Source organism: Leucobacter exalbidus, assembly GCF_017834145.1.
Lineage (GTDB): Bacteria > Actinomycetota > Actinomycetes > Actinomycetales > Microbacteriaceae > Leucobacter > Leucobacter exalbidus.
This window is the reverse complement of record NZ_JAFIDA010000001.1, coordinates 2,428,805-2,454,910: the sequence shown is the minus strand read 5'-3', so window position 1 is coordinate 2,454,910 and position 26,106 is coordinate 2,428,805. Positions and strand designations below refer to the sequence as shown.

Annotated in this window: 20 protein-coding genes; 2 read left to right on the top strand and 18 right to left on the bottom strand. The window is 63.9% G+C overall.

Annotation, left to right across the window (positions count from 1 at the left end):
- Positions 1–26: 26 nt before the first annotated feature.
- From JOF28_RS11165 to JOF28_RS11145, 5 genes are all read right to left on the bottom strand, one after another.
- Entirely contained in the window at positions 27–1,994 is a 1,968-nt protein-coding gene (locus JOF28_RS11165; protein ID WP_209705812.1) for an ABC transporter ATP-binding protein, read from the bottom strand.
- Positions 1,994–3,730: an ABC transporter ATP-binding protein gene (locus tag JOF28_RS11160; protein WP_209705811.1), complete on the bottom strand. Its 1,737-nt coding sequence runs from the start codon at positions 3,728–3,730 to the stop codon at positions 1,994–1,996. The genes JOF28_RS11165 and JOF28_RS11160 overlap by 1 nt, the downstream gene beginning before the upstream one ends.
- A gap of 185 nt (positions 3,731–3,915) precedes the next feature.
- Positions 3,916–4,293: a 50S ribosomal protein L7/L12 gene (gene rplL / locus JOF28_RS11155; RefSeq protein WP_209705810.1), complete on the bottom strand. Its 378-nt coding sequence runs from the start codon at positions 4,291–4,293 to the stop codon at positions 3,916–3,918.
- A gap of 80 nt (positions 4,294–4,373) precedes the next feature.
- Positions 4,374–4,883, bottom strand: a complete 510-nt coding sequence (gene rplJ / locus JOF28_RS11150; protein ID WP_209705809.1) for a 50S ribosomal protein L10 — start codon at positions 4,881–4,883, stop codon at positions 4,374–4,376.
- Positions 4,884–5,149: 266 nt separating this feature from the next.
- The gene (locus JOF28_RS11145) at positions 5,150–5,872 is read right to left on the bottom strand and encodes a response regulator transcription factor (protein WP_209705808.1); all 723 of its coding nucleotides are present in this window, start codon (positions 5,870–5,872) and stop codon (positions 5,150–5,152) included.
- Positions 5,873–6,011: 139 nt separating this feature from the next.
- Between JOF28_RS11145 and JOF28_RS11140 the strand changes: the two genes are divergently transcribed.
- Positions 6,012–6,599, top strand: coding sequence for a YqaJ viral recombinase family protein (locus JOF28_RS11140; RefSeq protein WP_209705807.1), 588 nt, complete (start codon positions 6,012–6,014; stop codon positions 6,597–6,599).
- A 207-nt stretch (positions 6,600–6,806) separates the two neighbouring features.
- On the opposite strand, the gene JOF28_RS14835 is transcribed toward JOF28_RS11140, so the two are convergent.
- The 9 genes from JOF28_RS14835 to JOF28_RS11095 form a co-directional block, all read right to left on the bottom strand.
- Positions 6,807–11,210 (bottom strand): DUF5979 domain-containing protein, encoded by a 4,404-nt coding sequence (locus tag JOF28_RS14835; protein WP_209705806.1) that lies wholly within the window; start codon positions 11,208–11,210, stop codon positions 6,807–6,809.
- Positions 11,197–11,631 carry a hypothetical protein gene (locus JOF28_RS11130; RefSeq protein ID WP_209705805.1) on the bottom strand — a complete coding sequence of 145 codons (435 nt, stop codon included), beginning with the start codon at positions 11,629–11,631 and terminating at the stop codon, positions 11,197–11,199. Before JOF28_RS11130 ends, JOF28_RS14835 begins: the two co-directional genes overlap by 14 nt.
- A 134-nt stretch (positions 11,632–11,765) precedes the next feature.
- Positions 11,766–12,230, bottom strand: a complete 465-nt coding sequence (locus JOF28_RS11125) for a PH domain-containing protein (protein ID WP_342452157.1) — start codon at positions 12,228–12,230, stop codon at positions 11,766–11,768.
- A gap of 91 nt (positions 12,231–12,321) precedes the next feature.
- Complete coding sequence (locus JOF28_RS11120; RefSeq protein ID WP_245189943.1) at positions 12,322–13,833, bottom strand: SPFH domain-containing protein; 1,512 nt, start codon at positions 13,831–13,833, stop codon at positions 12,322–12,324.
- Positions 13,834–13,849: 16 nt separating this feature from the next.
- Positions 13,850–14,449, bottom strand: coding sequence for a hypothetical protein (locus tag JOF28_RS11115; RefSeq protein WP_209705804.1), 600 nt, complete (start codon positions 14,447–14,449; stop codon positions 13,850–13,852).
- 49 nt (positions 14,450–14,498) lie between these two features.
- On the bottom strand, positions 14,499–17,117 hold the full coding sequence (locus JOF28_RS11110; RefSeq protein WP_209705803.1) for an ABC transporter ATP-binding protein/permease: 2,619 nt from the start codon (positions 17,115–17,117) through the stop codon (positions 14,499–14,501).
- The gene (locus JOF28_RS11105) at positions 17,114–18,166 is read right to left on the bottom strand and encodes an ABC transporter permease (protein ID WP_209707057.1); all 1,053 of its coding nucleotides are present in this window, start codon (positions 18,164–18,166) and stop codon (positions 17,114–17,116) included. Before JOF28_RS11105 ends, JOF28_RS11110 begins: the two co-directional genes overlap by 4 nt.
- A gap of 257 nt (positions 18,167–18,423) precedes the next feature.
- Complete coding sequence (locus tag JOF28_RS11100; RefSeq protein WP_209705802.1) at positions 18,424–19,995, bottom strand: ABC transporter substrate-binding protein; 1,572 nt, start codon at positions 19,993–19,995, stop codon at positions 18,424–18,426.
- On the bottom strand, positions 19,992–21,194 hold the full coding sequence (locus JOF28_RS11095; protein ID WP_245189942.1) for an amidohydrolase family protein: 1,203 nt from the start codon (positions 21,192–21,194) through the stop codon (positions 19,992–19,994). The genes JOF28_RS11100 and JOF28_RS11095 overlap by 4 nt, the downstream gene beginning before the upstream one ends.
- 181 nt (positions 21,195–21,375) lie before the next feature.
- On the opposite strand from JOF28_RS11095, the gene JOF28_RS11090 reads away from it, so the two are divergent.
- Entirely contained in the window at positions 21,376–21,741 is a 366-nt protein-coding gene (locus JOF28_RS11090) for a DUF2568 domain-containing protein (RefSeq protein ID WP_209705801.1), read from the top strand.
- A gap of 445 nt (positions 21,742–22,186) precedes the next feature.
- Here the strand turns inward: JOF28_RS11090 and nagA are convergent, their stop codons facing one another.
- Genes nagA through JOF28_RS11070 form a run of 4 tightly spaced genes read right to left on the bottom strand, consistent with a single transcriptional unit; the run spans position 22,187 to position 26,105 of the window.
- Entirely contained in the window at positions 22,187–23,371 is a 1,185-nt protein-coding gene (gene nagA, locus JOF28_RS11085; RefSeq protein WP_209705800.1) for an N-acetylglucosamine-6-phosphate deacetylase, read from the bottom strand.
- 32 nt (positions 23,372–23,403) lie between these two features.
- Entirely contained in the window at positions 23,404–24,195 is a 792-nt protein-coding gene (locus JOF28_RS11080) for a DeoR/GlpR family DNA-binding transcription regulator (protein ID WP_209705799.1), read from the bottom strand.
- 12 nt (positions 24,196–24,207) lie between these two features.
- The gene (locus tag JOF28_RS11075) at positions 24,208–25,050 is read right to left on the bottom strand and encodes a class II fructose-bisphosphate aldolase (RefSeq protein ID WP_209705798.1); all 843 of its coding nucleotides are present in this window, start codon (positions 25,048–25,050) and stop codon (positions 24,208–24,210) included.
- Positions 25,047–26,105: a 1-phosphofructokinase family hexose kinase gene (locus tag JOF28_RS11070; protein WP_342452156.1), complete on the bottom strand. Its 1,059-nt coding sequence runs from the start codon at positions 26,103–26,105 to the stop codon at positions 25,047–25,049. Before JOF28_RS11070 ends, JOF28_RS11075 begins: the two co-directional genes overlap by 4 nt.
- Between the last annotated feature and the right edge of the window lies 1 nt (position 26,106).

Sequence of the window (26,106 nt, the reverse complement as noted above, 5' to 3'; positions counted from 1 at the left end):
CACATCGAAACAGCGGTGCGTTGCGCTCATGCGGTGGGCTCCTCTTCTTGACCAGCCGCGAACTGTGCCTGGTACAGCTCATAGTAGGGGCCGCGGCGCGCAATCAGTGCATCGTGCGACCCCTGCTCGACGATGCGCCCCGCCTCCATCATCAAGATGGTGTCGGCATCACGAATCGTCGAGAGCCGGTGCGCAATCACAAACGAGGTGCGATCGGCGCGCAGCGCCTGCATTGCCTGCTGCACCAGCACCTCGGTGCGGGTGTCAACCGAGGAGGTGGCTTCGTCGAGGATCAGCAGCGATGGGTTCGCAATAAATGCGCGTGCGATGGTGAGGAGCTGACGTTCACCCGCAGACATTGCCGAAGCGTTCTCGGTGATCACGGTGTCGTAGCCCTCGGGCAGCTGGCGCACGAAACGATCAACCATGGTGGCCTGCGCGGCCGCCACCACCTCTTCGTCGCTCGCGTCGAGCCGTCCGTAGCGAATGTTCTCGCGGATCGTGCCTTCGAACAGCCACGCATCCTGCAACACCATCCCCACGTGACCGCGCAGTTCGGCTCGGCTGAGCTGCGTGATATCAACGTCATCGAGCAAGATGCGGCCCGCATCAAGCTCGTAGAACCGCATCACCAGGTTCACGAGCGTGGTCTTGCCCGCCCCGGTCGGCCCCACAATGGCGACGGTGTGCCCGGGGCGCGCTTCCAATGACAGGTCTGAGATGAGCGGCTGCGCCGGGTCATAACTGAACGAGACGCCCTCGAACACGACGTGGCCGTCGGCTCGCTCGGGCAGGTGCTCGTTGGCTTGATCCGGATCTTGTTCATCGGCATCGAGCAATTCGAACGTGCGCTCAGCCGAGGCCACACCCGATTGCAGCATGTTCGCCATGCCCGCCATCTCGCCCACGGGTTGCGAGAATTCGCGGGAGTACTGGATGAACGCAGTGACGTCACCGAGGGTCATCTGGCCCGCAGTCACGCGCAGCGCACCCACCACCGCGATCAGCACGTAGCTGAGGTACTGCACGAACTGCATCGCCGGCATGATGGTGCCTGACAGCGCCTGCGCCTTATATGAGGCCTCGAACAGGCCCTCGTTGCGACGATCGAACTCGGCCGTCATCTCAACGTCACGGTTAAAGATGCGCACCAGTTCGTGCCCGGTGAACGACTCTTCGATGTGCCCATTCAGATCGCCCGTGTTCTTCCACTGCGCCACGAACAGCTTTTGCGCGCGCACGCCCACCACTCCGGCGATGATGCCCGACAGCGGTAGCGCAATCAGCGCGATGAGCGCGAGCTGCCACGACACCAAGAACATCATCGCGGTGATACCGATGACCGTGAGCAGCGACTGCACCAGTTGCGAGAAGGCCTGCTGCAGCGCCTGCTGAATGTTGTCGACATCGTTGGTGACGCGCGACAGCACATCGCCTCGCTGGCGGCTATCGAAGTAGCCCAGCGGCAGGCGATTGATTTTCTCTTCGATATCGCGGCGCAGGTTGTAGACCACCCGCATGACGAGCTGGTTGAGCACGTAGCCCTGCCACCACATCAGCGCTGAGGCCACCAGGTACAGGGCCAGCACCGCCAGAATGAGTCGCGACAGGTGACCGAAGTCGATGCCTTCGCCTGGCACCACATTGGCGCCGGCGAGCATGTCAGCATACTGACTATTGCCCTCGGCCCGCGCCCCCTCGATCAGCGCCTCGATGGGCACCCCCGCGGGCAGCTGCTTGCCCAAGATGCCATTGAAAATGACATCCATCGCTTGGCCGAGCAGCTTCGGAGCAATCACGGTGAGCGCCACCGACCCCACCACGAGCAGCACAACAAACGAGAACAACCATTTTTCGGGTGCGATCAGCCCCATGAGTCGTTTCGCAGAGGGCCAAAAGTGCTTGGCCTTTTTGGTGGGCTGGCCGCCCCAGTCATTGTTGTCTGGTTCGTAGTCATCGGGCAGTTCAATGTCTGCGGTGTCTGGTGTTGCCATTACGCTGCCTCCGCCTCAGACATCTGGGAGTGCACGATTTCTCGATACACCTCGTTCGATTCGAGTAGTTCGCGGTGGGTGCCACGGCCCACGATCTCGCCAGCTTCAATCACCAAAATTTGATCGGCGTCAACGATCGTAGATACGCGCTGCGCGACGACGATCACGGTCGCGCCTGCGGTGGCTTCGGGGAGCGCTGCGCGCAATCGCGCGTCGGTCGCCACATCGAGCGCCGAGAACGAATCATCGAACAGATACACGCGGGGTTTTGCGACGAGCGCCCGCGCGATGGAGAGTCGCTGCCGCTGGCCGCCAGAGACGCTCGTGCCGCCCTGGGAGACGGGCTCTTCGAGCCCCAGCTCTTTGTCGCGCACGAAGTCGTCGCCCTGGGCCACCCGTAGCGCTTCCCACAGCTCTGCGTCAGTTGCGCGCTCGCGACCGAACCTGAGGTTCGACGCAATCGTGCCCGAGAAAAGGTAGGGCCGCTGTGGCACGAGCCTGACCGAACCGGCCAGCTGCGCGCGCGTGAGCTCATGAACGGGGGCACCGTCGATGGTGATCGCCCCCGACTGCGCATCATAGAGGCGCAGCAGCAGGTTCAGCAGCACGGTCTTCCCAGCGCCGGTGGAACCAATAATGGCGGTGGTCTGCCCGGGCTCGGCCACAAAGTTGATGTCGCGCACCACAGGCTCTTCGGCGCCGGGGAATCCGAAGGTGACACCCGAGAATTCCACGCGACCGTGCGCCGGAGTCGGCAGCGTGGCCTCATCGGTGAACTGCAGGGTGGAGCGGGTATCGAGCAGCTCGCGAATACGTTCCGAGCACACGACGGCGCGCGGAATCATCATGGTCATGAACACACCCATCATGACGGCCATGAGGATCTGCAGCAGGTACTGCAGGAACGCGGTCAGTGAGCCAACGTCCATCTGGCCCGAGTCGACTCGGTGCCCGCCGAACCACAGCACGGCGGCGGTGGCCATGTGCAGCACCATCATGATGACGGGAAACATGAGCACAAAGATGTTGCCCACCTTCACCGACACTTCGGTGATGCCGCGGTTGGCGACCTCGTAGCGATCCTGCTCGAAATGCTCGCGCACAAACGCGCGTACCACCCTGATGCCCATAATCTGTTCGCGCAGCACGCCATTAATGTCGTCAACGCGATCTTGCATCTTACGGAACAGGGGCAGCAGCAGCCACACCAGAAAGCTCACGATGACGGCGAGCATCGCCACCGATGCCCACACGAGCCACGAGAGGCCGGCGTCTTCACGCAGGGCCATAATGATGCCGCCGATCGCCATGATCGGCGCGGTGACCATGAAGTTGCAGGTCATGAGTACGAGCATCTGCACCTGCTGCACATCGTTGGTGCCACGCGTGATCAGGGTGCCCGCGCCAAACTTGGTGGCCTCGAGCGTCGAGAGCGAATCAACCTTGCGGTAGACCTCGCGGCGCAGGTCGCGCCCAATGCCCATTGCGGCTCTAGCGCCGAAATACACGGCGGCCACGGCCGCGAGCACCTGCGCGAGCGAGACCGCGAGCATCACCCCGCCGGTCTTCCAGATGAACTCAGTGTCGCCCTGGGCAATACCGTCATCGATGATCTGTGCGTTCAGGCTGGGCAGCAGCAGCGCGGCGATGGTCGCGGCGAGCTGCAGCACGAACACCAGCAAAATGAACACCCAGTACCGTTTTGCGTGTCTGAGTACCAGGGAGATGAGAGCCACAGTAATCCTTTCAGCAGCCGCGATCCCAGGTGCCTTGTGAGTGCCGGATCACCGCGGCCGACATACTTTCTTAGGGTAGCCGCATCTCACGTCGCTGTGTGATGCGCGCGCAAGTTTCTGGGAACGCGAAAGGGCGAGGCCACCCGAAGGTGACCCCGCCCCGAAATTCGCAGAAGCGAAAAAACTTAGCCGAGCTTTACGCCAGCGCCAGCCTCTTCGAGCTTCTTCTTTGCGTCCTCAGCAGCATCCTTGTTCGCGCCCTCGAGCACGTTCTTGGGTGCAGCCTCAACGAGAGCCTTAGCCTCGCCCAGGCCCAGGCCGGTGATCTCGCGAACAACCTTGATGACCTGGATCTTCTTGTCACCAACGGTGTCGAGGATCACGTCGAACTCGGTCTTTTCTTCAGCAGCCTCAGCAGCCGGAGCAGCAGCAGCTGCAACAGCAACGGGAGCAGCAGCCGATACGTCGAAGGTCTCCTCGAAGGCCTTTACGAACTCTGAGAGCTCGATGAGGGTGAGCTCCTTGAACTGTGCGAGAAGCTCTTCAGTCGAAAGCTTAGCCATTGTATTTCTCCTTGATTGTTACCCGGATACTTGCGCATCACGGGCGGGTTTTTGTGTACCGATCGGCAAGAGCCGAGTCTTTACGCGTCCTGCTTCTCCTGCAGCGCGCCGAAGCCGCGAGCGGCCTTAGCGGGCAGGGCGGCGAACAGCTGTGCTGCACCGACCAGAGCGGCCTGCATGACGCCAGCGGCCTTAGCCAACAGCACCTCGCGGCTCTCGAGATCGGCAAGCTTGCCTACCTCAGCGGCGGTAAGAGCGTTGCCATCGAAATAGCCCGCCTTTACTACCAGAAGAGGGTTTGCCTTGGCGAAGTCACGCATAGCCTTTGCGACAGCAACGGTGTCACCGTGAACGAAGGCGAGAGCCGAAGGACCGGCGAGCTCGTCATCGAATGCGGTGATTCCGGCGTTGTTTGCCGCAATCTTGGTTAGCGTGTTCTTCGCCACGGCGTACGTCGCGTGCTCACGGATGCTGTTACGGAGAGTCCGCAACTGTGCAACAGTGAGACCGCGGTACTCAGTCAGCAGAACGGCGTTCGACTCTTCAAACTTGCGCTGAAGATCGGAAACCGTAGCGTCCTTTGTAGCCATGGCGCTCCCTAGCTTGTCGTAGCCCAGACGGCGATTGCCGTATGGGGGCCGTGCCGCTCGAAGCGATTCTGCGCGGGTTACCCCGTAAAATACAAAAAAGCTCCGGCGCGCACGCACGGAGCTTCACTCTGCTTGGGATTTGCATCCCTCACTCAAGGAGGTCTCGCACCTGCGCTGGTCTTCACTTGCGTGAACGTTATGAGAATCTTGCGATTCTTACCGGCGGTCTATGGCCAGAGACAACCCTACCACGGTTTTTGAGAAAGTTACACCACGGGCTTCAACATGTAGCCTGCGCCGCGCACGGTGTGCAACATCGGCTCACGGCCAGCGTCAATCTTTTTGCGCAGGTACGAGATGTACAGCTCAACCACGGTTGACTTACCCGTGAAGTCGTAGGCCCACACGCGGTCGAGAATCTGCGCCTTTGACAGCACTCGGCCCGGGTTGCGCATCAGGTAACGCAGCAGTTCAAATTCAGTGTTCGTGACCACAACGGATGCGCCCCCACGCATCACGTCATAGCTGTCTTCATTCAGCGTCAGGTCGCCGACCCGCAGTACCGGGTCAGGTCGTTCAGCGAGCGTCACCTGCGAGCGGCGCACCAGCCCACGCAACCGCGCGATCAACTCTTCGAGGCTGAACGGCTTCACGACATAGTCGTCACCGCCAGCTGTGAGACCGTTCACGCGGTCTTCGATTGAGTCAAGCGCGGTCAAGAAGAGTACTGGGCACATGTCGCCATCAGAGCGAATGCGTGACAGCAACTGCATGCCGTCGTAATCAGGGAGCATAATGTCGAGGACTGCGACATCGGGCGCAAAGGTGCGCATTTTTTCGAGTGCTTCTTGGCCGGTCGATGCGGTCTGCACGTCCCAGCCTTCGTAGCGGAGTGCCATCGAGACGAGTTGGGTAATCGACTCTTCGTCATCTACCACCAACGCTCGAACTTTTCCCCCGTCAAGTCGTGTCAGTGTGTTGGAATTCATCCCCCTAGACTCCACCCGCCGACTGAACAACCCCTGAACTACTGCACACACTCCAACGTGCGACCTTGTGTGTTTTTTAGAAATAGCCACCATACGTTGTGCAAATGTTTGTGTGAGGCAGACGTGGGAGACTAGAGGAGTGTTTTCTCCCGCGCCCGCTCTCACCCACCGCATCGTCACAGATGGCACCGATCACGACGCGTGGATGCGCGCACGTTCCCGGGGAATCACCGCGACCGACGTCGCAAAGCTCTCCACGCCCAGGTCCATTGAAACGGCCGCGCAAGCCAAGCTATATGGCAGCAGCTTCTCGGGTAACGCGTTCACCGATCACGGGCGGGCCCGCGAGCCCGAGATTGCGGCATGGGTGCAGCAGGGCTACGGAATCCTACCGAGCCAGGCTCTCTTCCACGCAGAGACAGATCTGCGTCATCTTGCCACTCCTGACGGCGTGGTGCAGCGCGAGAGCGGCGTGATTGAGCTCGCTGAGATCAAGACCACAAACAAGGTATGGCGTACCATTCCTCGCCACTACCTGCGCCAGGTGTGGTGGCAGCAGTACGTACTCGGCGCCGAGCGCACGCTGATGGTGTGGGAGCGTCACGAGAACTTTGTGCCCGTCGGTGACCCCGAGTTTCGCTGGATCGACCGCGACGAGAATGAGATCGCACGCCTGGTAAACATGGCCGGCCAACTCATCGATCTACTCATCGATCGCACGAGCTAGCACTCCCTCAGCGGCTTGCGCCTCGTCACAGCGCGCACACTACATCGGCTGTCCAGCCCCACAGACCCGGCCAAGAAAAATCTGCAGGTGACATAGCCCCGCGCGTGTCATATCGGTTTTGTCACCCTAAAGCACAAGTGCGGTGCAGCGCCACGGGTTTCCCCGGGCCCTGCACCGCACAGATGTATTTCTGCGTGCGCTTACCGCTTACGCGGTTTTGCGTGCGCGTCGTGCCAGCAGCACAGCGCCTGCACCCAGCAGCACCAGCGTGATGCCGCCACCCACGAGCGGAGCCAGCATGTCAGAGCCGGTGTTGGCAAGGTCGTTGCCCTGACCCTGCTTGGGAGCCTCCGTCGAGCCGTTCGAGCCCTGCTTCGGATCCTGCTTGGGATCCTTAGGGTCCGTGGTCTCATCGATCGGCGCGATGGACTCGTTCGAATCCTCGGGATCGGGAGTAATACCGGTCTCGTACTCGTTGGTGAGCGCCACTGCGGCTGAGACGCCGGCATCGCCGGTCACCGTCACCGTAGCTGCGATTCCGTCTGCCGCAACCTTCACGGCATCGTTTTCGCTCGACCATGCGGCTGAGAGCCACTTGGCTGTTGCGGAATCAGGGAGATCACCCTCGCTGAGCGAGACTTCGGTGCCGAGGGGCAGCTCGGTGATCACCGCGGGAGTGCTCGTCGTGACCGTGAGGTCACGCTCCTGCACAGCGCCCGAGAGGTCGCTCCAGGTTGCCTTCACCGGGAACTCTGCATCTGCAGGAACCTCGGCGGTGCCCGAACCGGTCAGGAGCTTCGATACTGACAGCTCGCCGAGCGTAGCGATGGCGGTGTTCGTGAGCGTCACCTGAGTGTCGGTCGCGGCACCGATGATGACCTCAGCAGAAGTGTTCTGCTGTGCTTCAGCCTCGCCGACAGCCCAGACGGGTGTCGCCCAGGTCATACGCGCTGAGCTTTCTACTGCGGTCTCAGTGAGCACAACCTGCGTGCCGTAGGCCAGGTTCTCGCCGAACGGAACCGGGGTGCCGTCGGTGGGAATCTCGATGTCCCTCGACTTCGCGTCAGCGCCGTCGGTCCAGGTCGCCTGCACCGTTACCGTCGCGGGTACCTCGGCCTGGTCAAGAGCGATGCCCTCGATCTGCTTTGAGATCGTGAACGTACCAGGTGACCAGGTCGCCTCGTTCGTCACGGTCAGCAGTTCAGTCGTGCCCTGCTGATCAGACACGAAGATCTGAGCAGATTCGCCGTCAACGGGCGTGACCTGTTCGCCAGAGAACACGATGGAACCCCAGTCGACACCGGCAATCTCGGGGCGCTCAAGCTCGGTCAGTGTCACAACCGTGCCCGCGGGCAGTTCCTCACCCAGCGGGGTGGGGGTTACCGTGTTGATCGTCAGGTCCTTGGACTCGACACCCTTACCGGCATCCCACGATGCGCGCACCTTGAACTCAGTGTCTGCGGGCACCGCGTCAACCGCGTCGCCGGTCAGCTGCTTAATGAAGCTGATGCCACCCGTGGAGGTGGCGGCGTGGTTGGTGAGCGTGACCTGAGCGGCGGCATCGTGACCGATGGTCGCGGTGACGTCGCCGTTAGCTTCAATCTTCACACCGGTGCCGCCCCAAGAGGGAGCGGCCCAAGCAATGCCCGAACCATCCGCAATCGCGGTTTCGGTGAGCGTCACCTTCGTGCCGATCAGCAGCTTCTCACCCAGAGCAACGGGGGTACCGTCGGTGGGCACTTTGAGCACCTTGGAGCCAGGAGTTCCGTCCTGTTCCCAAGTAGCCGTCACCTCGACCGACTCAGGGACGGCCGAGTTAGCAGCCTCTTCACCTGCAACAGTCTTCGTGAGGCTGAAGGTACCGACGGTGCGCTCAACCGAGTTCGTCACCGTGATGGTGGGAATCTCATCTTGTACCGATTCGATCGTGATGCTCTCGGGAGAAATAACCGGAGTAGCCCAGGTCAGCGCGTCGGTATCGACGGGCTTCACTTCTGAAAAGGTGACTGTTGCGCCTACCGGAAGGTTGTCCATCGGCACCGGCTCGCCAGCGCGCACGTTGACCGCGCGAGTGGTCTGTGCGTCACCTGCGTCAATCGTTGCGGTGACCACGTACTCCTGGTCTGCCTCAACCAGAGCAGCCGCGCCGCCTTCGAGCTTCTTCTCGATCTTGGCACTGCCGAACGCGTTACCGGCATGGTTTTCAAGCTTCACGCCAGCATTGTCGGCCTCACCGATGGTGATCGTGGCTGCGCCCTGATCATTCGCGGTAACGCCCGTACCTGACCACGTGGGCGCACCCCACGCGATGCCGTTTGCGTCGACAAGTGGCGCTTCGGTCAGCGTGACCTCAGTGCCCAAAGGCAGGTTGATGCCAAACGGTGTTGCAGAGCCGTCGGTGGGAACCGTGATGACCCGTGATACAGACTCGTCTGCTTCATTCCAGGTGGCAGTGACATCAACAGTCGTGGGGACAGCGGTGTTCTTCTGCTGTGCCCCGACCACGGTCTTAGACAGGTTGAAGCTCGCTACGGGAACGATGGTGGCTTCGGTCTCGTTACCGATGCGGTTAATCACCGGTGCCGCGGTTTTATCGTTCACCTTGACCGCAAAGTAAGCCTCAATCGGTTTGCCTGCCTGAAGCTTCGTGCCAGGCTTCTGCACCAGCTTGACCACACCTTCGGTGTAGGTGGCTTCAATATTGCCGTTGAGCGAGATCGGCCCAGCGACGGGGTTCTTCGCCGTCGCGGCGTTCTCAGCCGTCACGAATCCCACGAAGCTGGTTTCTGCCGGCAGCACATCTTCAACGTCACTAATTGCTACGTTGTCGAAGCCACCGTGAGGAATGAACTCGACCCGGTAGGAGTAGACGTTCTGCACCAGGTTGCCCTCGGCGTCGACGACTGCATCAAGTGTCTCAACGGAGTCACCCGTGTTGGGGTCGATGAGGCTCTTGCGAACCTCTGCCTCGGTGCCATACGACGTGGCATCCGCTGTGGTCTCGCTCCAGTAGAGCGGCGTGCCATCGGCACCAAACAAGGTCGCCTTGTTCTTCAGCGCCATCGTTTCTTTGCCGTCAAACGGCTTCGTCGTGAGAACAAGCCGCATCGTGAAGGTTTTCGATACGCCCTGGTTGTCCACGACCGTCTTACCGGCGTCGCTCAGCGTGACCAGCAGATTACCGTCGGCGTCTTGCGCCAGCGAGAAGTGAGACTGGTTCAGCGCGGTGTTACCGTACTTGCCCGAAATGGGAAGAGCAGCCAGATCACCCAATTCAAACAGCGAGGCATCAACGTAATCTACGATCGTGCTCGCGCGCATATCGATGCCGTTGCCAGCACCCACCGTGAAGTCGAACGGAACCTCGATCGACTCTCCGGCCTTTGCGTTCAGCGTCTGAGCCGGGCTCTTTTTACTGAAAGCCTTCTCATCACGGTAGCCCTCGGAACCGTCGGGCAGCACAACCAAGTTGGTATGCGTGGTCGACCGGCCTGCGCCGCCGTTCGCGCCGAAGTCTGCGGTAACAACGTTTGCAAGATCGAACGCTGAAGCGTCTACCACCGAGGTAGATCCCTTAGGAAGCCCCTGGACGGTAGTGATCAGGGCCTTCGCCTGAACGACAGCCTTAGTTGCTTTGTCCTTGCCGATGTTGACCATCAGGGTCTGGCCGTTGACGCAGTACTGGCCAACGAACGCATCGCCTTCAAAGCTTCCGAGCACAGGGCAAGAATCAGCCTGGGTCAGCGTAATACCGGTTGAGGTAATGAAATCAGCGGCAGACGTATCCCACGTTGACTGGGCGGGGAGCTTGTCGACCAACACCACATTCTTCGTGAGTTCGAAGAGCGGGCTCGCACCGGTCCACTGAGCCAGCGAGGACTCGAGAGTGAAGGTAACAGGCAGCGCCGGGGTGAGCTTGTTGTCTTCGCCCACCTCTACGTTGGCGGTAGAAACCGACGCAGTCTTTCGGAGTGCGCCGGCACCGAGCGAGATGCCCTTGATCTTGCCCGAGATCTTGCCCGTGGCAGTACGAGCTACCGTGCCGAAGTTGGCGGTGTTCGTGAACTCAGCGGTGAAGGTGCCCTTGGCCCCGTTCAGCGCTTTGCACTTTGCCGTCAGTTCTGCTTCGAGAACCGACTTATCGGTGACGCGCACCTTGTAGGTCAGAGCCAACTTGGAGTTCGCGGGGGTATCGATGGTGGTCGCAAACGAGTTATCTGAGACGGTCGGAGCGAAGTCGAACGGTGCGGTCTGCTTGTTGTAGCCGTCGGCATCCCAGAAATTGATGGTGCCGTTGAACGAGCCGTCTACGTATGCGAAGCCAGCGGGAAGCTGATCGGTAATCGGAAGGCCCGAGCGGGCTTCCTTGCTATCGACGTTCAGCGTGTATGAGATGTCGTGCTTGAGGATGTTGTCACTCACGGTGACCGCGCAGTCCTCACCGAGCGAAACGTACTGGTTCAGGTTACCTGAGGTAAGACCCTTGCCAGAGTTGTTCGTGATGTTTACGAATTCGTCGCCACTCTTCTTGACGATGACGTAGACGGAGCTTTCTTCACCATCGAGCTTCCAGGTGATGGGAGTGACCCCACTCTGCTCAACAGGGTTCACCTTGAAATCGAGCGAGAAGATACGGCCCCTGGTTGACAGGAATCGACTCCTTGAAGACGATCGTGACGGTGTTGCCCTCAATCGTGACGCTTTCGAAAGCATCATTGTTCTGCTGCAGGTCGCTTACCGAGAGCGTGACTGCAGCACCCAGTTCGAAAACCGCGGTCGATCCACCTTTGAGGCTCTGGTTGTACGCGACAGCGAGCGAGAGCACATCGCCCTCGTTGACGATCGTGCTGGCAGTAACCTCCATGCCGTTGTGCTGCAGCGTGGCAGTGAGGCCCTCAGTCGGAGCTGCCATCGCGGCCGGCGCGAAGCCCAGCAGGCTCGCGAGCCCCACAGTGATCGCTACAAGTGCTGCGAGAGTTTTAGCCCCGACCCCACGTTTATCTATTCGTCGTGCGGAAACAGCCAACTTCATGTAATGCCTACAATCCCAAACTCAGTAACTCAATTCAACTCCGCCAACTCCCCGCGTTGGCAAACCGGACAAGCATACTCGCTGAGACTGCATATGTCACTCAAATTTTAGACACGATGCTCATGCATGTTTCTCTAGGAAAACCTAGGCGATTCCCTGGTGGCACGCTTGAAGTTGCGTTCCATCAGTTCTTGCATGGCTTCGGCCACAATGCTGCTGTTGGGTACGTCGTGCAGCACTGTGCTCTCGGCGTCGTGAAACAGCTCAATGTCACCCGCACGCACGAGGCGCTGCGGCACGCTGCGTTTGGTGCGCACCTCGCGCACCCGGTTCCACGAGACCTCGGTGCGTTCGTGCACGAACACGCCCTTGCGGCTAATCACCCGATTGGTGGTAACCGTGGTGCGACGGGCGAGCCACGCAAGAATGGGCATAACGCCCAGCAGCAGGGCAACGAGCCCGGCGCCGACGCCAGCGAGCAGGTTCACCCAGGATTCGGCAAAGGTGCCCGCCCAGTACCCGGTGGCCGCGGCCACCAGCATTAATACGAAGATCGGAAATACAAGCCTGCGGCCGTGGCGCCGAAATTTCAGCACCACGACCTCAGCCTGCGTATGGTGAACCGGCGGAGGCCCAAGAACTGCGTCGACCTCCGCGGTCACCGAAAATGTTTTGCGTACTGCCATTCCCCTATTCAGCACGCCCCTCGGCGTCAGCACCCTGATCTTCAACATCAGCGTGCGCGGGCGCAGGCTGCGTGAGGATCTGAGCCTGATTGCTCGGCTGGGTCTGGGCTTGTGCCTGTGCACGGCCAGCCGCGCCACCTGCAGCACCGCCAGCGACGACACCGTTGAGCATGCCCACGAGATCGATACCAACCGTCTCGCGCGCCATCTCCAGCAGGCCCTTGATGTTGCCCATCGCGTCGCCCGCGACCTTCGAAGTACCGTCGGCCGACACCACGGTCATGCTGTCGATCGAACCGATCGCCTGCGCATACTGGCCAGCGATTTCGGGAAGCAGGTGGATGAGCTCCTGCGCCAGCACAGCCTGCGACTGCGTCTCGAGTGCGCGAGCACGGGCGTCAATAGCGGTGGCCTCTGCGGTGCCCTTGGCGAGCAGCGCTGCGGCTTCTGCGCGGCCCTCGGCCTCGAGTGCCTCTGATGCGGCAATACGGGCTTCACGGTTTGCGAGGCCCTCGCGCTCGACGGCCTGTGCGCGACCGTCTGCGGCCGACACCGCCGCCGCTGCATCTGCCTTAGCTTCGGTCTCAACGCGGTAGGCCTCGGCCTCAGCAACGGCACGCACGTCGGCGTTCAGCTGCTGGGTCTTCAGCGCAACCTCTTTTTGTGCGGTGATCTGCTGCTGCTCAACGATGGCCTGCTGCTGGATCGCCTGCTCGAGGGGCTCAGCGGCCGTGGCCTGCGCGAGCGCCTTGTCGGTTTCAACCTGAATCTCGGCCTGGCGCAGCTTCAGCTCACGGTTACGGTCAAGCAGCACCTTCTCGGCCGCAATTTTGGCTTCCTGCGAGGCCTGGTAGGCGTTCGTCTCGGCGATATCTGCGAGCTGACGCACCTTGGCAGCCTCGGGGCGACCAATGTTGGCGATGTAGTCGGCGCCGTCACGAATCTCTTGGATCTGCAGCGTATCCACGACGAGTCCCTGCTTCGTCAGCGCTTCTTCTGCGGCTTCGAGCACGCTCTGAGCCACGACGGCGCGATCGCGAATGATCTGCAGCACGGTCAGGCCACCGATGATCGAACGCAACGAACCCGACAGCACCTCCTGCGTTGATTCGTCGATCTCATCTGAGTTTGAGAGGAAGCGCTGGGCTGCGGCCCGGATCATTTCCTGCGAGCCACCCACCTTGACGACCGCAACGGCCTGCGCCTGCATCGTGATGCCGTCGGTGGTCTGCGCTTCAGTGGTGATCGACAGGCGACGCGAGCGCAGCGAGATCGTGAAGGACTTCTGCACGAACGGTACGACGAAGACGCCACCGCCCGTGACGACCTTCTGGCCCGAGAGGTCGCGGCTGCGGTTACCCGCGAGGTCAACGACCTCTTTCCCCTTACCGCCGGTCACAATGATCGCCTCATCGGGCTTGGCAATGCGGTATCGCTTGATGATGACGAGGGCCACCAAAACGAGCGCGATCACCGCGCCAAAAATGCCAACGATCGCTGGGCTAGCAAGAAACATGAGTTCTCCGTTTCATTCAGTCGTGCGAGGGTGTGACGCCAGGAGCAGGCTCGACGCCGGTGGTGGTCGATGAGTCAGGGTCAATCGCTTCGACGCGCACCGACGTCGAGGTGATGAGCTGCACGATGCGCACGGCCGCACCGCGGGGAATCGGGGCATCGGCCGCGGCCGAGAGTGAAATGCGTTCACCGTGGCGGGTCAGCGCTACCTCGCCGAGGCCGCCAGCGGGAATCGCGAGCACTACCGAGCATGAATCGCCCAGCAGGTCTTCGCCCCGCACTGCGGTGCTTGATTCGGCTCGGTGAATGGTGCGCGACAGCCACCAGGCTGCAGCGCCACCCACGAGGCCCGCGAGCGCACCCAATACGGCAGCCATGGGGGTATCAACCCCAGCGCCAATACTCGCGAACGCGGTGAACCCAAAGATCGCGGTGAATGCCGCAATGGAGGTGAGGCTGAGCGGGCCATCGCCGAAATCGAACGCATCAAAAATGCCGTCGAGTAGCAGCGAAAGCAGCAACAGCACGGCCCCCACAATGCCGATAATCAAGAAGGTACCGCCAGCAAAAAGCGAGCCGTCGAACAAACGCTCGATCCAGTTCATAATGCCGTCCATGTTGGCCTCCTTGAATATTGTGATTCAAGCGTACCAATGGCCACCGACGTTACTGGTGGAGTCTGGGTACCGCGCTGACAAGTTCACGCCCGTATTGCGAGTGCGGCGCCGTGAAAAACTCGCGCCCGCCGGTCTCGACCACACGCCCCGCGCGCATCACCAGCACGCTGTCGCACAACTCATGCACCACCGCGAGGTCGTGCGAGATGAGTATGAGGGTGAGCCCCAGTTCAGTGCGCAACCGGTGCAATAGATCAATGATCTCGGCCTGCACCGAGACGTCGAGTGCGCTCGTGGGTTCATCAGCGACGAGTATGCGGGGGCGGGCCGCGAGTGCGCGTGCGATGGCGACGCGCTGCCGTTGACCGCCCGAGAGTTCGTGGGGGTAGCGCGAGGCAATGGAGGCGTCGAGCTGCACCCGGGCAAGGAGCTCGCGCGCGCCTGCCTCACCAGTTTCACCGGTGCGCGGTGATTGCGCGAGCACTTCGGCGAGGGTGTCTGCGATGCGCATACGCGGGTTGAGTGATGAGGTGGGGTCTTGCGGCACGAGTTGGATGGCGCGTAGCAGCTCGCGCGGCCTGCGCGCGGGGAGCTCAGCACCGTCAAGCATGATGCTGCCGCCTGAGATGGGTAGTTGGCCGACGAGAGCCCGCGCGAGGGTGGTTTTGCCCGAGCCCGACTCCCCCACGATGCCCAAGGCGCCGCCTTCGGGCACGTCGAAGCTCACTCCTGCAACGGTGGCGCGGCCGTGACCGTACGAAATCGTCACGTCGCACGCCTGCAGTGCGGCTGGCCCCGCAAGCATCTCAGCAACTTCAGGCAACCCCGCCGGCGCCACCGCGGTCGCGAGTGGCGGCAGCTGCAGTACGGAGTCGACGAGCCGTTGTGTATAGGGGTCACCCGGCGCACGCAGCACATCTCGGGCGGGGCCCGCTTCGACGACTGCGCCGTCACGCATCACCAAGATCTGGTCGCACATCGAAGCCACAACGGCGAGGTCGTGGCTCACAAAGATGAGAGTGAGGCCGCTGGTGTCGCGCAGCTCCCGCAGCAGGTCGAGTACTTCGCGCTGCACGGTGACGTCGAGGGCGGTGGTGGGTTCGTCGCACAGCAGCACGGCAGGGCGTGCGGCGAGCGCCATCGCAATCACGATGCGCTGCCGTTGACCTCCCGAGAGTTCATGCGGGTAGGCGCGGGCGATGCGTGCGGGGTCGGGGAGGCGTACCTGCTCGAGGAGTTCGCGCACGCGCGCGGCTCGCTCACCCGCAGTCAGCGCCCGGATCCGGCGGCCACGGCTGGCACCGGCGCCACGCTCGCTGCCGACGCCGACATCACCGCCAACACCGTCGGCTTGCTGCCGCGCAGCATGACCAGCCGCAGCCTGCACGGCCTCCCCCAGCTGGGTACCGACCCGGGTGAGGGGGTCGAGAGCGGTGAGCGGGTCTTGAAACACCATGCCGATGCGGCCGCCGTGCCGGGCGGTACCCGCGGTAACGCTCACTCCCGCGGGCAGCAGCCCCAGGATCGCCCGCAGGGTGAGGCTCTTCCCCGAGCCCGACTCCCCCACGATGCCGAGAGTGCCCCCGGGCGCGACCGCGAAGCTCACCCCCGCGACGAGGGGACGACTCCCGGCCGACACGGTAGACACAGCGAGACCCTGCACGCGCACGGCCCCCGTGGGCAACGGGGCCAGCGGCGCAGGATTGCCGCGAGGAGCCCCGGCGGGCACGCCGCCCCGGCACTGGGATCTGCGGCGAGGGCGGGACGCTGAGCGGTCTCCCCCCGCGTCTCGCACCCGCAGCGCATCGCCCAGCCCGTCGGCGGTGAGCGACAAACCCACGCCAGTGAGCACGACCGCGAGGCCGGGCAGCGCCGCCAGCCACCACTTGGTGGTGACGAACGGCTGCGCGTCGGCAATCATCGTGCCCCAGTCGGGGGTCGGCGGCTGAATGCCGAGGCCCAGGTAGCCGAGGGTCACGATCGCGACCATGATCAGCAGCACCTCGTTCATGAACAGCACGAGCGCTTGAGGCAGCACATTGGGCAGCACGTGCCGCAGCAGCACCCGGATGTGCGAGAGGCCCGATCCGCGGGCGGCCCGCACCCATTCTTGATCGCGCATCGATGCCGTCAATGCCCTGATCACGCGGGCGTATCCCACCCAGCCGACGAGAGCGAACGCGGCGATGATGCCGGCGGGCCCGGCGCCCAGCGCGAAGGCAAGCGCGATGATGATGACGTAGAACGGAAACGCGATGACCGTGTCAACGACCCGCGAAATCACCCAGTCGGTGCGGCGCCCCACATACCCCGAGACCAGCCCGGCGGTCACGCCGATCACGAACGGGGCGAGGGCCGCAGTGAACGCGAGCGCGAGGTCGGTGCGGGCGGCGAACAGCACCCGCGAGAACACGTCACGGCCCAGCTGGTCGGTGCCGAACCAATGCTCGGCCGACGGCGGCAAAAGGCCACCGGTGAGGTTCTGTGCCGTGGGCACGTGCGGCGCGAGCCACGGGGCCGCGATGGCCGCGATCACAATGAGGGCGAGGATGAGGGTGCCGGCGATGAATGATCCGGATCCCTTCGCCCTCCCCCAAAACGTCGATCTGGTGGGTGCAGGAGCGAGCTGCCCGTGCAGTGTGTGCGGCACGTGTTGACCTGCGGTCATGATTGCCTCCCGCGCAGTCGAGGGTCAATCCAGGTGGCGAGCGCGTCCACCGCGAGGGTGATGAGTACGACGGCGATGGCGCAGTACAGGGCGATGCCCTGTACGACGGGAAAGTCGCGGCTGCCAATCGACTGGAACAGCAGGGTGCCCACGCCGCCAATGCCGAACACCTTTTCGACGACGAGGGTGCCGCCGATGAGGTAGGCGACGTTCACCCCGAAGAGCGCGATGGTTGGCAGCGCGGCGCCCCGCAGAATGTGGCGGGTGAGAATGGTGCGCTCGGGCACCCCCGCGGCCCGCAGCGTGGTGACGAAGTCGGCGTCGACGACCTCGAGCAGTTGGGCCCTGAGGGAGCGTACGAGCGGGGGCACGAGCGAAATGGCGACGGCCGCGGCGGGCAGCACGAGGCTCCACAGAGTGCCGAGTGGCCCTGGGGCGACCCCGCCCACGGGAAACCAGCCCAGCTGCACGGCGAACACGATGATCAGCAGCAGGCCCACCCAAAACGTGGGCATGCCCATGCCGATCGTGGGAATAATGCGCACGACCTGATCGGCGAACCCGCCCCGGTTGCGGGCGGCGGCGAGCGCGAGGGGCACGGTGAGGGCGACGGCGAAGATCACGGCGAGCGCCACAATGCCCAGGCTGATGGGGGCTTTGGCGAGGATCGCTTCGCGCGTGGAGACGCCCGTGATCAGGGAGTCGCCCGTGTCGAAGCGGGTGATGATGCCCCACACGAAGTTGCCGAACTGTTCAGCGAGGGGCAGGGTGAGCCCCATCTCTTCACGCAGCCGGTCGAGCTGTGCGGGGGTGGCCCGGTCGCCCAAGATCATGGCAGCGGGGTCGCCGGGCACGAGCCGCAGCAGGAAGAACACGGCCACGACGACGCCGATCATCACGGGCAGTACGGTGGCGACGGTGCGGCCGAGCAAGCGGCCCAGGGTGCGCGCGACGGAGCGCGCCGGGGTGTGCGCGTCAGCGCTGCCACGGTGCCCGGTTCCCCCCTGGGGTCGGTCATCACCCACAGTGTGCTGCCCCTCTACGCTCATCTTGTTCAAGCTACTACCGTTTCAATTCGTGGTGGGGCGTGTCAGCCCCTTACGGGGCGGGTGTGTTGCGCGATGCGGCGTTGGGAGATGGAATCTCGCGTTCAAGGGGGCGTCTTTTCACGACTGTGGCCCTTAATCACCGCAAAAGTACGGGACACTCACCAAATCACGCCTCCTGATGTTCTACCTTTACGTTCATTCTTCAGGGCGCACAAAGGCCCGGGCGACCTCTGCACCCGGGCCTCACCTACAGCGAGTTACTGCGCGATCCAGGCGTCTTGGAAGCGCACCGAGCCGTTGGGCAGCAGCGTGTAGTCGTGCACGCTGGCGGTGGTGCCCTGCAGGTTTGCAGGGAACGACAGCGGAATGAACGGGGCCTTCTCTGCGAGCAGCTTTTGGATCTTGAAGTAGATCTTCTCGCGTTCGGGGCCGTCTGCGGTGGTGCGCCCCTGTTCGACGAGCTTGTTCACCTCGGGGTCTGAGAAGCTCGTCCAGTATGACTTCGAGAACCCGGTGACGTCAGTCTGGAACGAGATGATGCCGTTGGGGTCGGGGGCGTCAGCCTGACCGTTGTTGAGCATGAAGTCGTAGTCGAGGTTCGCGTATACGCGCTCCTTGAATACGGCGTAGTCCAGTGATTCGATCGTCACGTCGATGTCGATGGCGGCGAGCTGTTCTTGCACGATCTGGGCGATCTGCGCGAACTCGGGGCGGTCGTTGCGAATCGCGAGGGTCGTGGCGAAGCCATCTGCAAACTTCGATTTCGCAAGCTCGGCCTTCGCGGCGTCAACGTCGTAGGCGAGACCGTACCCCTGGTCGTTGGCCGAGTACTCGATCGCCGTCGGCACGAGCGCGTTGGCCACCTCAGAGGTGCCAAAACCGGTGGCCTGCGCGATGCCGTCGCGGTCGATCGCGTGCGCGATCGCACGGCGCACGTGTTCATCGGCGAAGTGCTCGTTCAACGTGTTGAAGAACACCTGATCTGCCGACCATCCCGCGGCCTCGATCAGCTGCAGCGCGGCATTGCCGCCCACCTCTGCCGAGTTCGCGGCGGGCACCTGCTCCACCGCATCAACCTGACCGGCAACGAGCTGCTGCTGCAACTGCGTGGGGTCGGCCACAAACTTGTACACGAGGCCATCGAGGTAGGGCTTACCGTCTTGCCAGTAGTGCTCGTTCTTCACAAACGACAGGTCACCGTTCGGATCCCACTCATCGAGCACCCACGGCCCGGTGCCCACCGGGCTCTTGAAAAACTCAGCCTCGTTCGCACCACCAAAGTCCTTCGGCAGCACCCCGTTCGAGAAGCCCGCAAGCTCCGACAGGAAGGGCGTGTACGCCGACTTCAGCGTGATCGTGATCTCGCGATCACCGGTGGCCTCGATCGTGTCAACCGGCGCCTCGATGGGCAGCGGCGATCCCTCCATTTCGAGGTGCCGCGTGATCGAGAACACCACGTCTTCGGGGGTCACCTCGGTGCCGTCCGAGAATTTCACGCCGTCGTGCAGAGTGAACGTGTAGGTCAGCCCGTCGCCCGAGACCTCATAGTCTGCGAGCCACGCAATGATCTTGCCGTCGGCATCAAAGCTCACGAGCGGTTCGAAGATCTTGTCGATCGCGAACGCGTTGTTGGCGGTGATCTGCTGGTGCAGGTCGAGGTCGGTGACCGATGCAGCGCGCCCAAAGGTGAGCGTGCCGCCTGAGACCGGGCCTTCCCCGCTTCCCGAGCTGGCCGCGGGTGCTTCGGCGGCGCACCCTGAGAGCGCGAGGGCCGCGGTGAGGGCGACCGCTGCGATGCGCCACCCGCGTGCGCGTGCAGTGAACTTCATGATGGGTTCCTTTCGTAAGATACATCGGCGACGAGGCGCCCGTGAGCAATAACGGCGGCGATGGCCGCCGGGTCTGAGAGGGCGCCGGGCTGCCGCGGGTCGCGGCGCAGCAGCACCGCATCGGCTGGGGCGCCGGGGGCGATGCGACCGGCAAGCGCTAGGGATTGATCCGGATCAGCCCCCGCCAGCAGCTGCGCGCCGCCCCTGGTGGCCGCCACCAGTGCGGCCTCGGGGGTGAGGCCCGCCGCAACAAGCACGTCAAACTCGAGCCGGCCCGTGCCGTGCTGGCCCGGGGTGCCGTAGTCGGTGCCGAGGGCGATCTGGCAGCCGGCGTCGCGCGCGATGCGCACCGCGTGCGGGTGGGTAGACACGGCCTCGGCGACGCGTGCCGCGAAGCTCGCGGGCAGTTCGCCGCGCTCGATCATGGCCTGCACCAGCCGGTAAATGCGCAGCGTGGGCACGAAGGTGACCCCGCGCTCGGTGATGCGTGTGGCCTGGGCGGGGGTGAGAAAAATTCCGTGTTCGATGCTGGCCGCACCGGCCTCGATTGCGTCGTCGATGGCGGCGCCGCCCCAGGCGTGCACCATCACCTGTGCCGAAGCGGCGCCGGCAAGGGATACGGCCCGCTGCACTTCGGTGCGCGTGAAGTGGGCTTCGAGGCCCGCGCCCGCGGGCGAGGCAACGCCTGCGGTGGCAACGAGCTTGACCCACTGCGCGCCCTGCGACAATACTTCATCAACCGCGCGTTCGATACCGCCGGCGCGGTCGGCCACCCCGCGGTCAATCATCGCGATTGCGGCCTGCATACGGGGGCGCTCGTATGTTGGGATCTGCGCGATTGCCTCGGGGGTGAGCCCGCCCGCATCGCGCGCACTCGTGAAGCCCGCTTGCAGAGTGCGGCGCAGCCCCGCTGCCACGAGGGCGTGGGTCGCATCAGCATCGAGCGCATCGCGGTCGGCCGCGTTGAAGGCCTGCCACCCTGCGTGCAGGTGCGCATCGACCAACCCCGGGATCAGCCACAGCCCGGTGCCATCGAGGTCGGGGCCGTGATCGTGAGCGTGAGCGTGAGCGTCATCGCCCGAGGCGAGGGGGTCAAAAAGCCCCTCCGTCCAGCTCACGCGAGTGGGTGCCGAGAAGGTGGCGTCATCACGCCACACGCGCACATTGCGCACCGCGATGTACGACCGATCATGGTTCATAACTTCACACTATCTGGCACAATTCAGATAGACCACGCACGCGAGTCTGCGGTGAACCACGCGGCCGCCACTCGGCCACGGTCCGGCCACGACCCGGCCGCGACCCGGCGCCGCGGGCGTGCGCGGGCGGCGTTGATGCGCACGCCAGGTTTCTTGATCTACCCACCGGTAGACTGACCACGTGACCAGCACCGCAAACCCCAGCGCCCCCCGTTCGACCGTTATCTTGCCGCTCGTGCGCGCACTGTTCCACCTGGCATCCGTGGTCATCATCACGGTGTGGGGTTTTCTGTCGTGGCCGCTGCCGTTCCCCGGCATCCTTGCGGGCCTCGGATTGCTCGCGTTCACCGTCGTGATCTGGGCACTGTTCCTATCGCCCAAACCGGTGCTGCGCACCGACCGCTTTGGTCAGGCACTGGTTGAGCTGATGCTGCTCGCCGCCGCCGTTGCCGCACTGCTGTTCCTCGGCGTCTTCTGGGTCTGGCCCGCACTCTTCGGCGTCGTCGGAGCCGTCGTCGGCTTCACCACCTCGGCACGCCGCGGCTAAGTTTCCAACGTCTTGCTTGTTTCGTTTGCTTCTGTGGCGAACCTCAAGTAAGCGAATTAAGCGCCCCGCCGTTCAAAGCCGGGAGTGCTATGTTGGCGCATCTCATGTAGCCTGACGGCACTTAGCGGTGGCTGAATTCAATATTGAAAGGAGCCGTTGTGGGGATATCTACTCACGATTCCGGTTCCGGAATTGTTACAGGTCGGGTCAAGCAAATTCGGTATGTTCTCGCGGGAAAAGCTGTTGTTTTGAAAAAGGGGCAAACCTCGGATCAAGATACAACTGATTACCTAAAGTCCACTCCGGCAAACAACGAGCACTTGCAGCGCGGGCTTGAAGAGTTCCGCCGAGGCGAATTCAAGGCTCGCGCTACCAAATAACGGTCAGCTAAACCTCGAATCTAGTGCGGCCCGCAGGGACCGCTGAAGCATGCGCGAGTGCGCGCTTAGACCGCGCGCGCTCCGTCTGCCCAGACCGAGATCACGGTGAAGTCGACGTCAACGAGCACAGCGTCTGCTGCGTAGCCCACGGCGAGATCGCCGAAGCGGTCGGCCAGGCCCAGCGCTCGCGCGGGCACCGAGGTGAGCGCAGCCACTGCCTGCTGCTCGGGCACCCCGCATCCCTGCACCGCGTGCAGCAGCGCCCTGTCGAGCGTGAGCGTTGAGCCCGCAATCGAGCCGCCGCCCGCAAGCCGGGCGACGCCGTCGAGCACGTCCACCTCAAGCGACCCCAAGAGGTAGGGGCCGTCGCTGCAGCCCGTCGCGGCCATCGCGTCGGTGATCAGTGCCACACGCCCCGGTGCCCCGGCAAACGCCATGGCCACCACGTCGGGGTGCACGTGCACGCCATCATTGATGAGCTCGAGCGTCACCTGCGGCTCGGCCATCGCGGCCACCACGGGCCCCGGTGCGCGATGGTGAATGCCGCGCATGCCATTAAAGGCATGCGTCAAAACCGAGGCGCCCGCTGCGAATGCGGCGCGAGCCCCCGCATAGTCGGTGGCCGTATGCCCCACGGCGACTATAACGCCAGCCGCCACGAACCGTTCAATGGCCGCCATGCCGCCATCGAGCTCGGGGGCCAGGGTGACCTGCCGCAGCGTGCCCGCGCCCGCCGCGACGAGGCGGTCAATGCTGGCCGCGTCGGCCGAGCACAGCATCGTGGGGTCGTGTGCGCCCCTAAACTCGTCAGCGAGAAACGGCCCCTCGAGGTGCGACCCCAGCACCCCCAACCCCTGCCCGGTGAGCTCGGCGATGTGCGCCACTTGGGTGACCAGCGCATCGACGGGGGCGGTGACGAGCGACAGCACGCTGCGCGTGGTGCCGTGGCTGCGGTGCAGGGCGAGCGCCCGCTCAATCTCGGCCTGATCGGGGTCGTCGTAGGCGACGCCTGCTGCGCCGTGGCAGTGCATGTCAATAAACCCGGGCAGCAGGGTGAGCCCGGCCGCATCGACCACGTCGATCGCAGGCTCAGCGCCGCCGCCGGGCACGGCGGCGAGGGCATCGCGCCAGCCTGATCCGGAGCCGCGGGCAGTGATGATTCCATCAGACAAAAGCACCCACGCATCAGCGATTTCTTCGTGGCCGGTGAGGAGTCTGGCGGAGTGGATGACGGTAGCAGTGGCTGCCATGAGCGTGTCTTTCTGTGGTCGCGGGTGGCGCGTTACGGAGCGATAATCACTTCGTAGCCGCGGCTCGACAGCGCGGCGTGATCGGCGTCGGTGATGCCGTTATCGGTGATGATGGTGTCGAATTTATCGGGCCCGCCCATCGCGGCGAAGGCCTTGCTGCCGATCTTTGACGAGTCAACGACGAGCACCGCACGGTCGGCGCGCGTCGCCATCAGCGCGTTCACCACGGCCTCGCGCTCATTGTGCGTCGTGGCGCCGTGATCGAGGCTGAGCGCATTCGCCCCAATAAACGCGATCGAAAGCGACACCTGCCCGATCGTGTCTTCTGCGAACGAACCCACGAGCTCGTAGCTGCGGGGGTGCACAATGCCGCCCGACACCATCAGTTTCACCTGCGGCCGGGTAGCGAGCTCAGCCGCGATATTCACCGCGTTCGTGACGACCGTGAGATTGGGTTCGTGCGACTGCGCCATGATGTCGGGCCGGGTGGCCAAAGCGTTCGCAATCGCCGTGGTCGTGGTGCCGCCCGAGAGCCCCACCACATCGCCCACGCGCACGAGCGCGCTGGCCGCGGCCGCGATACGCTGCTTCACAGCGGTGGGGTCGCGCATATCGCGGTAGCGCAGCGGCAGATCGTACGCCACGGTGAGCGCTTCGGCCCCGCCCCGGGTGCGCGTGAGCATGCGCTGCTCGGCGAGGGTATCGAGATCGCGGCGTGCGGTCGCCGGCGAAATACCGAGGGTCGTGACGAGATCATCGATCTCGACCCGGCCGTGCTCGCTCAACAGCTCGAGCACCGCGCGCAGACGATCTGGCTTTGCCATGGGAAGAGTCCTCTAGTTATTTCCGCCGGCAAACAAACGAATCAGACGCGCAGCCTCGGGCACCACGGCCGCGCGCGCTGCGCCCACATACTTGCGGGAGTCGACCACATTGGGCTGGACGGTGAGTGATTCACGAATGGCGCGGGTGAAGAAGCCCACGAGGTGGGTCGACACGTTGATCTTGCGCATGCCTGCAACGATAGCCTGGCTGATGACCTCATCGGGCACGCCCGATGATCCGTGCAGCACGAGCGGCACGGGAACGGCCGCGCGCAGGCGCTCGATGAGCTCAAGATCGAGCGCGGCGGTGCGCTCGTTCATCGCGTGCGATGAACCGACCGCGACCGCGAGGGCATCGACGCCGGTGGCCTCAACGAACGCGCGGGCCTCTTCCGGATCGGTGCGCACCCCTGGGGCGTGGGCGCCGTCTTTACCGCCGACCTCGCCGAGTTCGGCTTCGATGAAGACGCCGGCCGCGCGGCAGCGCGCAGCCACCTCGGCGGTGACCGCGACGTTTTCGTCGTAGGGCAGTTTGCCGCCGTCGTACATCACCGAGCTGAAGCCCAGCGCGATCGCCTCGTCGACGAGCTCGACGCGTTCGGCGTGATCGAGGTGCACGGCGATGCGGGCGCTGCTGCGCTTCGCGATTTCGAGGGTGGCGAGGCCGATCGGGGCGAGCCCGCCGTGAAAGTCAGCGCAGTTCTGCGAGATCTGCAAGATCACCGGGTAGCCGGCGGCTTCGGCGGCTTGCGCGAGCGCTTCGGCGGTTTCGAGGTGCACCACGTTGAGCGCGGCGACAGCGACACCGCTGGCGTTGGCTTCGGCGAGGAGTTCGTGGGTGGTGACGAGGCTCATGCGGGTGCTCCTTCGGTCGAGCGATGGTGGGCGGGCGCCGCGAGATCGGCGGGGGTGACGGTGTCGAGCACAAGCTCGCGTTCGAGCGCTTCGTGGCGCGGTGAGATTTCACCGGCGATGGGCATCAGTACAGCTGCGGCAGACCAGGCGGTGGCGCGGCGCAGCACGCGGGAGTCGCCGAGCGAGACGCCCTCGGCGGCGAGGGTGGCGGCCGCGGCAACCCCGGCGTCACCGGCCCCCGTGGGGTTGCCGTGCAGCGGGGTGTCGAGTTTGGCGCGCCGCGCGCGCTGTCCGCTGCGTTCGGCGGGGTCTGTTGCGCTGGCGAGCAGCATGCCTTCGCTGCCGAGCGAGCACAGCACCGCGCCTGCGCCGAGGGCGCAGAGGGCGGCGATGCCCGCCATCGGCTCGGCGATGCCGGTGGCCGCGGCGAGCTCTTCGCGGTTGGGCTTCAGCAGTGACGCCCCGGCCCGGGCCGCGGCCAACAGCAGCGGCCCCGAGGTGTCGACAATGACGGGCACCCCGCGCGCAATGGCGGGGGCCATCAGCTGCTGCAGCTCGGCCTCGCCGATGCCGGGAGGCATGCTGCCCGAGATCACGAGCGCCCCGGCGGCGGCATCGGCACCGGCATCAGCATCAGCACCGGTATCAGCACCGGCAGTTGCGTCAAGCGCCGCGGTGACCGCGGCCACGAGAGCCGTCCATTCGGGGCCGGTGGGTGTTTCGCCGCGCTCGTTGAAGATCATGGTGTCTGACACCGATTCGTCGAACACGGCGATACTGCGCCTGGTCTGCGCGGCCACCGGCACGAGGGTGTGCGGCACACCGCTGTCACGCAGTTCTGCGGCGAACTCGGCACCCACCGCGCCGCCGCTCGTGGTCACGGCGACAACGGGATACCCCTCGGCGTGGGCCACCCGCGCGACATTGATGCCTTTACCGCCGGCCCGCGCCCGCCCCGCGTCAACGCGGTGCGAACCACCCGCCTGCACACTGTCGGCCACCCACGTCATATCGAGGGCGGGGTTGGGGGTAACCGTCACGATGACGTGCGTCACG

Excerpts from the sequence above, each read along its gene's own strand:
- JOF28_RS11120 (WP_245189943.1), bottom strand. The coding sequence starts at position 13,833 with ATGTTTCTTGCTAGCCCAGCGATCGTTGGCATTTTTGGCGCGGTGATC.
- JOF28_RS11145 (WP_209705808.1), bottom strand. The coding sequence starts at position 5,872 with ATGAATTCCAACACACTGACACGACTTGACGGGGGAAAAGTTCGAGCG.
- JOF28_RS11080 (WP_209705799.1), bottom strand. The coding sequence starts at position 24,195 with ATGGCAAAGCCAGATCGTCTGCGCGCGGTGCTCGAGCTGTTGAGCGAG.
- JOF28_RS11075 (WP_209705798.1), bottom strand. The coding sequence starts at position 25,050 with ATGAGCCTCGTCACCACCCACGAACTCCTCGCCGAAGCCAACGCCAGC.
- JOF28_RS11130 (WP_209705805.1), bottom strand. The coding sequence starts at position 11,631 with ATGAAGTTGGCTGTTTCCGCACGACGAATAGATAAACGTGGGGTCGGG.
- JOF28_RS11100 (WP_209705802.1), bottom strand. The coding sequence starts at position 19,995 with ATGAAGTTCACTGCACGCGCACGCGGGTGGCGCATCGCAGCGGTCGCC.
- nagA (WP_209705800.1), bottom strand. The coding sequence starts at position 23,371 with ATGGCAGCCACTGCTACCGTCATCCACTCCGCCAGACTCCTCACCGGC.
- rplL (WP_209705810.1), bottom strand. The coding sequence starts at position 4,293 with ATGGCTAAGCTTTCGACTGAAGAGCTTCTCGCACAGTTCAAGGAGCTC.
- rplJ (WP_209705809.1), bottom strand. The coding sequence starts at position 4,883 with ATGGCTACAAAGGACGCTACGGTTTCCGATCTTCAGCGCAAGTTTGAA.
- JOF28_RS11095 (WP_245189942.1), bottom strand. The coding sequence starts at position 21,194 with ATGAACCATGATCGGTCGTACATCGCGGTGCGCAATGTGCGCGTGTGG.
- JOF28_RS11110 (WP_209705803.1), bottom strand. The coding sequence starts at position 17,117 with ATGACCGCAGGTCAACACGTGCCGCACACACTGCACGGGCAGCTCGCT.
- JOF28_RS11115 (WP_209705804.1), bottom strand. The coding sequence starts at position 14,449 with ATGGACGGCATTATGAACTGGATCGAGCGTTTGTTCGACGGCTCGCTT.
- JOF28_RS11165 (WP_209705812.1), bottom strand. The coding sequence starts at position 1,994 with ATGGCAACACCAGACACCGCAGACATTGAACTGCCCGATGACTACGAA.
- JOF28_RS11105 (WP_209707057.1), bottom strand. The coding sequence starts at position 18,166 with ATGAGCGTAGAGGGGCAGCACACTGTGGGTGATGACCGACCCCAGGGG.